Below are 11,853 nucleotides of genomic sequence, written 5' to 3' on the forward strand. Positions count from 1 at the left end.
TTTTCTTTTTGAAGGTCCTTGTAGGGCTTTATTTCAGGGGACGTATTGCCACTCCCCACGAAACCCTTTTGACTCTTTTTCTTGTATGCATCAACCCAGTTCCTAATGGTTCCGACTGGAATATCTAGGTCTCTCGCTAATTGAGTTGCTTTTTTACCATCTTCTACGACCATTTGTGCAATCTGTATTTTGTATTCGAGATCAAAATGCTTCCCCATTTAGACACGTCCTTTAATTGTTCTTTGTTAATCATTATAACGAAAGTGTCAATTTACCGTGTCCGTTTTTTAGTCTAGCATCAGATGCCCCCGCTTATTGATTATTTCCTTTTTACTACAACACCTGCCTCTTTCTCCAGCGGCTGAATCACTGCAGACATGTCTTGGTTGTTAAGCCCGCAGTAAGCTGCATTTTGAAAGGCTTTTTCAGCCAGCTGCCCGGTAAATTGATAGAGGCCAGCTTCCTTTAATAGCTCATTTGCAAGCCGGACATCTTTATGGACATATTTCACTGCCCCTCCTGGGATGAAATTGCGTTCAAATACATACTCCTCCATATGACGGCGCAGAATCCGGCTGTCTCCATAGCTTACCTTTAAAATGTTAAAAAGCTGCTCAGAATCCAAACCATAAGCCGCTCCGGCTACCATTGCCTCTGAGGCGGCAAGCGAATGGACGGCAACGAGATACTGATTGATCAGCTTGGCAATGCTGCCAGAGCCTGAAGGGCCGAGATATTCAATGGTTGTACCCAATACACTTAAGACTGTCTTCACTTTTTCAAATGCCTCTTTCTCTCCGCCTACCATAATAGTTAATGTTCCGCTTTCTGCTCCCTCAGGGCCTCCGCTTACAGGAGAGTCAAGATAACTGAGCTCTTTACCGATTGCCAGCCCGGATATTGTGTTACTTGTGTCAGGGTCTACTGAAGTCAGGTCTATGCAAATCGCGCCTGGCCGAGCATTCTCGATAATGCCGTCAGCTCCGGAATAAACGTCTAGCACATCTGATGGCATGGATAAGCATGTACAAATCACTTCACATTGACGAGAAAGGGAACTGATGGAGTCGGCATAAATTGCGCCTTGCTCGATAAGGGGCTGTGCTTTTTCAATTTTTCGGTTATATACAAATACTTCAAATTTGTTTTGAAGGAGCCTCTTCACCATTCGTGAACCCATTACACCAGTGCCGATAAATCCAATTTTCATGTTATTGCACCCACTTTTCCAGCAAACCAAAACTGTCTTCACTTCTGCCCTTTGGAATATATTCAAGTCCAATGGTGCCATTATAATAATCATGCAGGTACTGGAGTATTTCGTTATAATTCATATTCCCCGTTCCAGGCTCATGCCTGCCTGGATGGTCGGCAATTTGAACATGTGCCACTTGATCAGCATATTTTTGATAGATTGAAAGCGGATTTCCATGAATTCTTTCAATATGGTAAAAATCAAACTGAAGCTTCACATTCGGCAAACCAGCTGCTGAGATGATCTCTGCCGCCTGCTCCATATCACTTAAAAAATATCCTGGCATATCAAATATGTTAATGGGCTCAATTAATAAGGTGATTCCGGCCTTCGCCATTTCTGAGCCTGCATATACAAGATTATCCAGATACACTTTCTTTGCTTCCTTCCGGCTGCTGTCTGGGACAATTCCAGCCATACAATGGATCTTATTAGCCCCCAGGGCATTTGCATAGCGGATACCTTCATCCACGGATCTCTTAAACTCTTCCATCCTGTTAGAAAGAACAGCAATACCACGTTCTCCTTTGTCCCAATCACCAGGCGGCAGATTGAGCAGCACCATTGACAATTGGTTTTGTTCCAATTCCTTTTTAATTTCTTCTATTGAATTAGCATATGGAAATTGACATTCCACATATGAAAAACCATTTTCACGAGCCTTACTAAAACGCTCTAAAAAAGGGACTTCTGTAAAGACAGTTGAAAGATTCACAGAATAACTATTCATCACAACCTCCACTTTTTAAAAAGGAAACTTCTGGTTTTCCTCCAAATTTAAGATAAATGCTTTTACCAAATTCTTTGTTGCCTCAAGGTCCGCGTAATCTATTACCTCCACTGGTGAATGGGCATAGCGTGATGGGATTGAAAGAACACCAGTCGGAATCCCTTTGTTTGCATAAGCAACCGCACCTCCGTCCGTACCGATGCCAGGGAACACTTCAATCTGATAGGCGATTGCATTTTGCTTCGCTGCTTTTATAAGCAAATCTTTCATCGTTTTATGTACAATCAAACTAAAATCCATGACCTTAATCCCCGTTCCTCGGCCTAGTCCAAGGCTTCCATCCATCGTTTCTTCAGGTGTATCGCTGACAGCTGTGGTATCAATGGCAATGGCTGCATCCGCATGGATATGTTCTGCTGCCGTTTTTGCTCCACGCAGCCCAACTTCCTCCTGCACAGCAAAAAGTAAAATCAATTCACCAGCAAACGTCGAGTTCTTTAATTCCTCGAGCGCTTGCACCAAAACCGCACAGCCTGACCTATCATCCAGCGCCTTTGAACGAATTTTCCTGCTTTCTTCAGGACCAAACACCTGAAATTCGGTCCCCCATGTGATAGGCGTACCTACTTCAACTCCCAGTTCTATTGCTTGTTCTTTTGAGGAAGCACCAATATCAATATACATTTGCGAGTGTTTTCTCACTTTATTGGGGTCATCGAATTTTACATAATGTGCTGACATCGTGCCGATGACGCCGCTAATTTCACCCTTTGCCCCCATTACTTTTACTGGCTGGGCAAGAAGGATGCGGTCATCGTTGCCGCCAAGTTTTTCAAAACGCAGCAGCCCATTTTCTTCAATCTTTTTTACAATAAAACCGATTTCATCCATATGAGCCGTTAATAGGATGCTGGGTCCCGGCTTGCCGCCTTTTTTCCGTGCAATCACATTCCCGATCGGATCGATCATAACGGAATCAGTCTTATCCTCCAAATACTCTTTTAAATAGTAAGAAACGGCATGCTCATAGCCGCACGGGCCCGATAGAGTTGTAAGTGTCTTTAATACTTCAATCATGTTCAAGCTCCTTTTCGAGTTCATAGCCATTCACAAAATAATTGATTGTCTCAAGCTCATTTTCATTCAATTCACGTTTTATATATTCCTTAAATGCTTTCTTTATTTTCGGCTTGTTCCCATTCAATTGATCGGTTAATTTAGCAGCTTTTCTTAGTATTTTGGCTTCTTCCAGGTATTCAGCCCTTGTTAAGGCTTTCCAATGGGAAAGGATATAGGTATCAGCGTCAAACCTCTCGATTGAGTCCAATAACTTATTCACCCGTTCTGGCGTGAAATTCCATTTTTCTGCATAAAGATTCGCGTAAATGGCATCCCCCAGAAATAAAATTTTTTCTTCCTTAATATATACAACCACAGAATCGGAAGCGTGATCGCCGCCAACATGCTCTACCTGGCACGTCAAACTGCCAAGATCGATCTCCAGCTTATTCTCGAAAGTTATGTCAGGCAACTTAATCTCTATATTCCGATCACCAGCAAATTCTTTTTTAATTGCACTCGCGCAAAATTCAATCTCGACACCGGCCTTTACCCGTTCATCCAATGCTTCATCTGTCCAATGAAAGGGTATTAGCTTCTCCATTTCCGCTTTTGTTAAACTTGATGCGATAGACAGCATATCCAGTGCCGGCAATCCAAAGATATGGTCCCAGTGCCAGTGAGTCAGTATCACCAGACTTGGCGCCGGTACATGATGCTTTTCTAGTTCGCTCAAAAAATACTGTGCATGTGCCTTGGAATTTCCGGCATCAATCATTAATGTTCTCTTATCACCGACCACAGCACCCAAAATGGGCCTGTCTGTCTCTGAAACAGGGGTCTGGTACCAAAACCTGTCGCTTATTCTCTCTAGTGATTGCAGAATTTCTCCCCCCTTACGTCGCTTTTTTACATTAATTCGATAAAAATAGTTTGAACCCTTTTTCTTATCTTAAAATACAAAAAAGCTGCTCTTAAGTATTGAGCAAAAAAATAACACATTTTCAAAATCTATTTTTGCATTTTAAAAAAACCTATCGGTAATATCATCCCATTTATAAGAAATGAACCTGTTAAATCCAGAAAATCCTTAAATTTCCAATTTAGGCAGAAATGAAAAAGCCAGGCAGCCTCCCCTTACGGAAAGCACCTGGCTTTATTGGTATAAAATTACTTGATTTCCTGCTCGTGATATAGGTGCGGAACTTTTTGCTCATTGCCTTTTACTGCTTTTGGCCCCTGATTTTCAGGGCTGACAAGATCATATACGGCCGTTCCTACAATCTCAGCAACGTCTTGCAGCTTTTCTTTGCTGATTTTATCAATTGTATCCTCAGGAGTGTGATACCATGGCTCGAGTGGTCTATGGATAAATGAAGCTGAAGGAATGCCAACTTCATAGAATGATACATGGTCACTGCTTCCGCCCAATTCAATCGGAGTTGGTTCACCATTTAAGCGGGCACTTGATGCTTGGGAGTGGCTTGAAACAATGTTATCTTGCCCATCCACTGTATTAATTACCAGGTGGCCAGCATCACGGCTGCCAACCATATCAAGGTTAAAGTAGCCTACGAATCTATTTTTATCTTCTTCTGAAAGCTGGCTTGCATAATAGCGGGATCCAATTAACCCAAGCTCTTCGGCGCCAAATGTGATGAACCGCAGCTCTTTATCAGTAGGAAGATCCTTTAATACACGCGCGAGCTCAAGTGTCATGGACGTGCCTGAAGCATCGTCGTTCGCTCCAGGTGCTCCTGGGACTGAATCATGATGGGCACCGATGGCAACAACTTCTTCGGTAGTACCTTTATTTTTATTGGTTGGAGCCTTAGTTGCGATGACATTATGAGAAGTCCTCATCCCGGCTTCTGCACCTTCGATATTAATAGTAGCTATAGGGGATTCACCATTTCCAATTGCTGATAGAAGGGCTTGTCCAGCCGCTTGTGTAATAGAAACAACAGGAACATAAGCATCATTTGGCCCTCCAAGAGTACCATTGATGACCCCATCTGCATTGTTATAAATAATCACTCCTTCTGCACCTTTAGCTGCGGCGTTCAATACCTTTTCAGCGAATGAGATATTGCCGCGCTGAACAAGCGCAATTTTGCCTGTCAGATCTAACCCTTCCAAATCCGAAGCTTGTCCCAATCCAGCATAAACAAGTTCACCAGTTACATTGCCATTCATTCCATATGTGAACGATTTAGGTTCCAGATCCCCTTCATATCCCTCAACATTAAGTTCAACAGTTGTAGGTGATGTATATCCGTAGAACTGAAATTCCTGGAGTTCTGTTTTATAGCCATAAGATTCGAATTGCTCTTTCACATATTGAATTGCGTTTTGCTCTTCCGCTGTTCCGGCTACACGCGGAGTTCTGGAGAGGTATTCTATATTATTGTAGATATTATCGACATTAATTTTGTTGATGACCTTGTTATCAAACACGTTTATTGGCTGTTGCTGCTGAACATCCACGGGTTTCGCATATATGGCTTGTGCTCCAATTGAACTAACTGCCAATCCTGCAGCCAAAGCTAACGTTAATACAGGTTTCTTTTTCATATACTACCTCCTAAAATAGTAAAATAGTTATCACCATGACAAATATTATAATATTAAGAAAATGCAGAAAAGGTAAAAATAACCTATTATTAGGCAGGTAAAAATACCCTTTTTAAATAGAAAACCATAAAAGATTTTCTCAAGCAGGACTTTTTTCGTTTTCGTCTATTAATGTCAGGAATAAAAAAGAGAGTATTATTAAAGTTTGTTCCTTTACAATGGCAAACTAAGTTTAAGCAACTGAGTTGATTGCAGAGGAAATCAGCAGGCGCGATTCATAAGTAAAACAACAATCTACCATAAAAAAGACTGCTCATTTCCAGAGCAGCCTCCAAAAGGATTAATTATAAAGAGCTTCACTATTTTTAATCTCCATTACCGCTTTTATAAATAAAATAATCAAAATCCGCGTATAAATTTTGGCCAGAGGTGTCCTGACACTGCATTCCCACGAATGCGCCCGTAAAAAACCCTCCGCCCCTGATATAATCGTCGGATAACTTATGTGATTGAAAGACAATAGGAAGTTCAGTCCAGCCCTCTCCGTCAAAGGAGTAGGAATACTGATATTCATGTACATTGACATTAACTCGCAAGAAAACATACTTGATATCTTCCGGTATCATAATTTCCTTGCCTTTTAGCGGCTGTGAAAAGGCAAAATTGTCGCAAGCCATTAATTCCAGGATTCTTCCTTTCTCTTCATTCCAGGTAATTTGGCAGGAAGTCCAGTTTTCAGTATTGTAATAATTGACCAGACCTGCAGATTGCTGGAATGTATTTGGCTCAAATGCCACTTTGGTTTCTGCTGTAAAAGAAAAGTGCTGCCAGCGCCTTGCTATGAAAGCCTGCGTGAATTTGGATGTTAAAGAGTCTTTTCCATATAATCGCAGATGGCCTGGCTGATCCTTTAATGACACAATGTGCTCTCCCAGCGGAATGCGCAGGTTCTGGAAATGCATATTGAGTTTTTCGCTGTCAAAGTCATCTTTTTCCGGAAAGTCCGGTTCCCACGTTACTTCTTCAATATCAGGACCCTCAATTTCAAGTGAAGGTTCGTTTCCGCCTGCAACATACGGCCAGTCATTCTTCCATTCAAGTCTTTGAATGGCAGTTTCTCTTCCTAAAGGGCAGTAACCGCGCGGGTCCAGTAAAGCCTGGCCTTCTCTTGATAATGGACGGCCCGTCAAATGGACGAGAAACCATTCATTCGTGTGTGTATGGACAATTGAAGCATGCCCGGCTTTTTGAAGCGGATTACGCGGCGTTGGGAATGATGTAATTAAAGGATTCTCCGGATGGACTTCATAAGGTCCCCTTAATTCCTTCGAACGGGCAATCGTTGCCTGATGATCATATTTTGTACCGCCTTCCGCTGTCAGAAGATAATAATAGCCATTCATTTTATACAGATGCGGTGCTTCAGTTAGCTTAACATCAGTACCCTTGAAGATGACTTCCGCTTTTCCAATAAGTTTCTGCTGCTGGACATCGTATTCCTGCAAGGCTATTCCGTAAAAATTGTGATGGCCGACACGGTGGTCCCATAACATATTGACCAAATATTTCTTTCCGTCCTCATCATGGAATAAAGATGGATCAAATCCGGAACTATTTAAATAGATCGGATCAGACCATTCTCCCTCAATCGTTTCGCATACTGCCAAATAGTTGCGGCAGTCCTTCCATTGTCCTTCAACAACTTTCACATCCGTGTAGATAAGCCAGAATTGTCCATCCCTATAAGATAATGCAGGTGCCCATATTCCGCCTGAATCCGGATTTCCTGTCATATTCAGCTGACTCAGGCGATTTAGCGGCCTTGCAGCTAAACGCCAGTTTTTCAAATCCTTAGAATGGTAGATTCCCACACCAGGAAACCATTCAAATGTTGAAACGGCAATATAATAATCTTCTCCTGCTCTGCAAATGCTTGGATCAGGGTTAAACCCTGTTAAAATTGGATTGCGGATGATCGCCATTTTACCTCTCCTTTCATTAATAGGGACCTCTGATATATTGCCTTACTTCCTACGGATAAAACTGTTGGAGCCGTTCTTTTTCTTCTTAAAGGGGCTTGTATTTTATTGCTTCCAGATTGCTTCCTAATATGCTGAATGTTTTTAAAGCCCGGAAAGGCACAGGTTATTTGCTCATGGTCCAAAATCATCTGAGCGCCGCACTTTCTATTGATGGTTTTTCTTCTGCAATCCAACGCTGCCGCTCTGCCAATTCCACGCCTTTTTTAACTCCCAATACGGCGGCGTATTTCCTAATAATGTCTAATAGATAGTGGTTTGCTTGATTGTACAGTCATGCTGCCAATCGCTTTTGCTTTGCTGACACTCTCCGAAAACTGTTCATTCCCCCATACATCAGTATCCATCCGAGGGAAACGGTGCTAAAGAATGGGATGAATGAAGGCTGATAAAACATCAGGAAAATAAGAGACGCGGCAGCTCCTATTAATAAAAGTGTCATATGCAGATGCAAGATTCCGACCAGACACGAATTTTTGATATAATCCGTTATTTTCAGATCATAATGAACGTAAACCGGAAAAATATAAAGCAAAGTTATTAGGTATAGTCCTGAAATAATCAGTAATGGTGCAAACAATACAAGCTTAAGAAAACCTGCAATCTGTTTCAAAAAGATAAAGTCCAAAATAAGGAATCCTCCTATTAATAGAAGCATTAATCCCAGCAGATTTGACTTCCTGAATTCCTTTTTATATGCAGACAGAAAGGTTTCCCAAATAGGAAGTTCGGTTTCTTTCATTTGCCACTTGCGGACAATCGTGAAGAGGGATACAGTTGCCGGCATGATGCCAAACACGATTAGCCCTGCTATGGTAAAAAAAAACCATAGCAGGTTGACATATGCAAGCTTCATTATCCATTCACACACACTAAAAAGCTTGCCCATTGTTTTTTGCATCGCTCCCATCCCCTTCATCGTGATTACAAAGTTTTCATTATCCTTTTACAGAACCGGAGGCAATTCCCTCAACGATCCGATTGCTTAAAATAAGGAAAGCGATTAAGATTGGCAGGATACTGATGACCAATGTAGCACCAATAGCACCCCAATCAGTGGTGTATTGACCGATAAAGTTCTGGATGCCAACCGTCAACGTTTTAAAACTATCAGAGCTGATAAACGTATTGACAAAAACAAATTCATTCCAGTTGTAGATCATATTAATAATCGCTGCCGTAGCTATTACAGGCATCGTCATTGGCAATGTAATTTTAAAAAAGATGTGATGGATTGAAGCCCCATCCATGACTGCAGCTTCTTCAACCTCCCGCGGCAATGCTTCATAAAATCCCAGCAAAATCATAATCGTAATTGGCAGGTTAAAGGCTGTGTAAGTAAGAATAATTGAAAGCGGATTATCGATCAGGTTAATTTTGGTAAAAGTGCTGAACAAAGGTATTAGTGTAGAATGGACTGGGATCATTAATCCAACCATGAACAGTCCTAAAACCAATTTGCTGCCTTTCCAATTCATTCTGGTAATGGCAAATGTAACCATGCTCGCTAAAATTACTGTTAAGACAACTGCTGCTATGGTATACGTTACACTATTTAAAAAGTAGAGGCTGATGTTCCCTTCTGTCCAAACCTTTGCATAATTTTCCCACTTCGGATTTTGCGGCAATGCAAAAGGAGACATATTGAAAACTTCCTGATTATTTTTCAATGAGAAAAGAAAGAGCCAAATAATCGGGAAAATCTGAAGTACCGCGACAATAGCGAGAAATAGATACATAATCCCATATGCCATTCGGCTAAAAATTGACTTAGAACCAAGCTTTGTTTCCTTTTCATTCCCAATGCCCGCTGTTGTGGCAGCTTTTGCTGTTTCCATTTATTTCTCCTCCTTTCCGTTAATAAATATCTTCATCGGCTGCAGTTAATCTCCGGATGAGATAAGTAACAACCAGACAAATCACTAATAGAAAGAATCCGATTGCGCTTGCATACCCGAAGTCAAATCCCTTAAATGCTTTTTGATACATATAGGAGGCCATTACTTCACTTGCACCATTAGGGCCGCCGCCAGTCATGACATATATCAGATCAAAGTATTTCAGCGATCCTACAACAGCGAGTACAATCGTCACTTTAATCACATTCATAATCAAAGGCAGCTTAATTTTAATCGCAATCTGCAAAGGGGAAGCTCCATCAATCCTAGCTGCTTCTATCAATGATTCAGGAATATTCTTTAAAGCCGCATAATAAATGAGGATATAGAAACCGGCATATTGCCAAATTATTGGTACTATGATGGCATATAGGGCAAGGTTAGCATCCGCCAGCCATGCTGGAGGGTCTTCAATCCCTATGGCCATGAGAACTGTATTTAACATACCGTTCGAAGGGTGGTAAATTTTCATCCAAAGCTGTGCGATGGCTACTGAAGCCAGCAGCATTGGAATAAGGTATATTTTCCTGAGCAGATCGGCCCCCTTAATTTTTCCGGCAAGAATGATGGAAATGAACAAATAGCCTATTAAACTTAAAGCTGAAAATAGGGCCAGCAAAAAGGAATGAAGGGCACTTTCCCAAAAAAGAGGATCTTTCATAAGAACTGTATAGTTCTTTAATCCAATGAACTCCATTTCCCCAATACCGTTCCATTTCATTAACCCGTAGTAGCCTGTTTGCACGATTGGCACATAGATTAATGCGAGAATCAGAAAAAGGGCAGGTGCAATATACATGGTAATGACTTTTTTATTGGACATTACTTTATTCATTCTGTTTCAACTCCTTCCAGTTAGAATAAGAAAGGACATATCGATATGTCCTTTCCGTAAATAACTGGTTAATTCCCTTCTTCAGCCTTAAGTGTATCTTCATGCTGCTTGGCATAATCAGCTGGCTTTACTTCATTTCCAAACAGTGATTGAATGAGGTTTAAGTGTGTTTCTGCAACAGATGCACTCATTTGGACATCAGCAAACAATGTTAAATTGCTGGCCTTATTCAATTCGTTTAATACATCGATATACAGGTCAGGAAGCTCTACCTTTTCGGTATCAACCTTTGTAGCAGGAATGACACCAGCTTTTTCAACTGACTGTTCTCCCCACTTTTCTACGAAAAACTTAACAAATTCTTTCGATTCCTCTTTTACCTCTGAATTTTCAGCCACGAACAATCCCACACCTGGACCGCCTACCCAGCTGTCAATATTTCCTTTTCCGCCATCTACTGTCGGGAATTTGAAGAATCCAACATTATCGCGGAATTCCTGCGGGATTTCTTCATTGGTAGTAAAGTTAGGGAGCTCCCAGGTTCCCATGAGATACATAGCTGCATTTCCATTCAGGAACTCTGCTTTTCCTTCATCATTTGAAAGGCCATTAAAGCCTTTGTTGAACGCGCTTGCATTTACGAGGTTCTGAATCTCTTCTGCAGCAGATACTAGTGCTGGATCCTCGAAAGATCCGGAGCGGTCAATTGCTTTATTTAACACTTCCGAACCGCCGATTCGATCAGCCAGGTACATATACCACAATGATCCGGTCCAGCGGTCTTTGTTTCCAAGTGCAATCGGCGCCACGCCATTATCGGCTAGTGTATTGACAACATCTTTAAATTCACTGTAGGTTTGCGGAACTTCAAGATTAAATTTTTCAAAGATTTCTTTGTTGTAGTAAATTGGAGCAATGTTCAGCTCTAACGGCAATCCGTAAGTCTTGCCATCGAGTGCATAAGCTTCTGTTGTTCCGCTGACAAAAGAATCCTTCAAGCCATCATTTAATACATCGTCCAGCTCTGCAAAAAGGTTGCCCTTTACAAAGGGAGTCATATATCCGGCCGCCCATGTAAAACCAACATCCGGAAGTTCATTAGAAGAGGAAAGAACCTTGATTTTATTTTTGTATTGTTCATTCTCCAGAACTTCAACTTCGATCTTTACATCTTCATTCGCTGCTTCATATTGTTCGATAATATCTGTTACAATCTGATTTTGCTGTTTAGAGCTTCCAGCCGGCCATAAGTGCATAAACTTAATTGTCTTTTTGGAACCGTTTTCACTTCCAGCCGTATCAGACCCGCCGCTGCATCCAGCGAGTGCAGCAGTTAAGACCAGCACAGCAATGAGCATTAATGTATGCGCCTTCTTAAACATTTTCCAACCCCCATTTATTTATTCTTCTAACAATTTCAATTTTATCATCACGAAAAAATCGCGGTAAGGTAACCGCGATTG

11 protein-coding genes are annotated in these 11,853 nt (G+C 41.4%); all 11 read right to left on the minus strand.

Going from position 1 to position 11,853, the window contains the following annotated elements; genetic code table 11:
* A partial coding sequence (locus tag L634_RS0120385; protein ID WP_026584041.1) for a transposase occupies positions 1-218 on the minus strand: 218 nt, incomplete at its 3' end.
* 101 nt (positions 219-319) lie between these two features.
* The gene (locus tag L634_RS0120390; protein WP_026584042.1) at positions 320-1,210 is read right to left on the minus strand and encodes an NAD(P)-dependent oxidoreductase; all 891 of its coding nucleotides are present in this window, start codon (positions 1,208-1,210) and stop codon (positions 320-322) included.
* Position 1,211: 1 nt separating this feature from the next.
* Positions 1,212-1,985, minus strand: a complete 774-nt coding sequence (locus L634_RS0120395) for a hydroxypyruvate isomerase family protein (RefSeq protein ID WP_026584043.1) — start codon at positions 1,983-1,985, stop codon at positions 1,212-1,214.
* Between the two features lie 15 nt (positions 1,986-2,000).
* Entirely contained in the window at positions 2,001-3,062 is a 1,062-nt protein-coding gene (locus L634_RS0120400; RefSeq protein WP_026584044.1) for a M42 family metallopeptidase, read from the minus strand.
* Positions 3,055-3,927 carry an MBL fold metallo-hydrolase gene (locus tag L634_RS0120405; RefSeq protein WP_026584045.1) on the minus strand — a complete coding sequence of 291 codons (873 nt, stop codon included), beginning with the start codon at positions 3,925-3,927 and terminating at the stop codon, positions 3,055-3,057. Before L634_RS0120405 ends, L634_RS0120400 begins: the two co-directional genes overlap by 8 nt.
* 287 nt (positions 3,928-4,214) lie before the next feature.
* Positions 4,215-5,618 (minus strand): M28 family peptidase, encoded by a 1,404-nt coding sequence (locus tag L634_RS0120410; RefSeq protein ID WP_026584046.1) that lies wholly within the window; start codon positions 5,616-5,618, stop codon positions 4,215-4,217.
* 365 nt (positions 5,619-5,983) lie between these two features.
* On the minus strand, positions 5,984-7,600 hold the full coding sequence (locus tag L634_RS0120415; protein WP_026584047.1) for a glycoside hydrolase family 43 protein: 1,617 nt from the start codon (positions 7,598-7,600) through the stop codon (positions 5,984-5,986).
* A gap of 331 nt (positions 7,601-7,931) precedes the next feature.
* Positions 7,932-8,558 carry a YesL family protein gene (locus tag L634_RS0120430; protein WP_026584049.1) on the minus strand — a complete coding sequence of 209 codons (627 nt, stop codon included), beginning with the start codon at positions 8,556-8,558 and terminating at the stop codon, positions 7,932-7,934.
* A gap of 37 nt (positions 8,559-8,595) precedes the next feature.
* Positions 8,596-9,411, minus strand: a complete 816-nt coding sequence (locus L634_RS0120435) for a carbohydrate ABC transporter permease (RefSeq protein ID WP_442852714.1) — start codon at positions 9,409-9,411, stop codon at positions 8,596-8,598.
* 103 nt (positions 9,412-9,514) lie between these two features.
* Positions 9,515-10,390 carry a carbohydrate ABC transporter permease gene (locus tag L634_RS0120440; protein ID WP_026584051.1) on the minus strand — a complete coding sequence of 292 codons (876 nt, stop codon included), beginning with the start codon at positions 10,388-10,390 and terminating at the stop codon, positions 9,515-9,517.
* A 68-nt stretch (positions 10,391-10,458) separates the two neighbouring features.
* Positions 10,459-11,772 carry an extracellular solute-binding protein gene (locus tag L634_RS0120445; RefSeq protein WP_026584052.1) on the minus strand — a complete coding sequence of 438 codons (1,314 nt, stop codon included), beginning with the start codon at positions 11,770-11,772 and terminating at the stop codon, positions 10,459-10,461.
* Positions 11,773-11,853 lie beyond the last annotated feature (81 nt).

This window comes from Bacillus sp. J33 (assembly GCF_000518885.1).
GTDB lineage: Bacteria > Bacillota > Bacilli > Bacillales > Cytobacillaceae > Cytobacillus.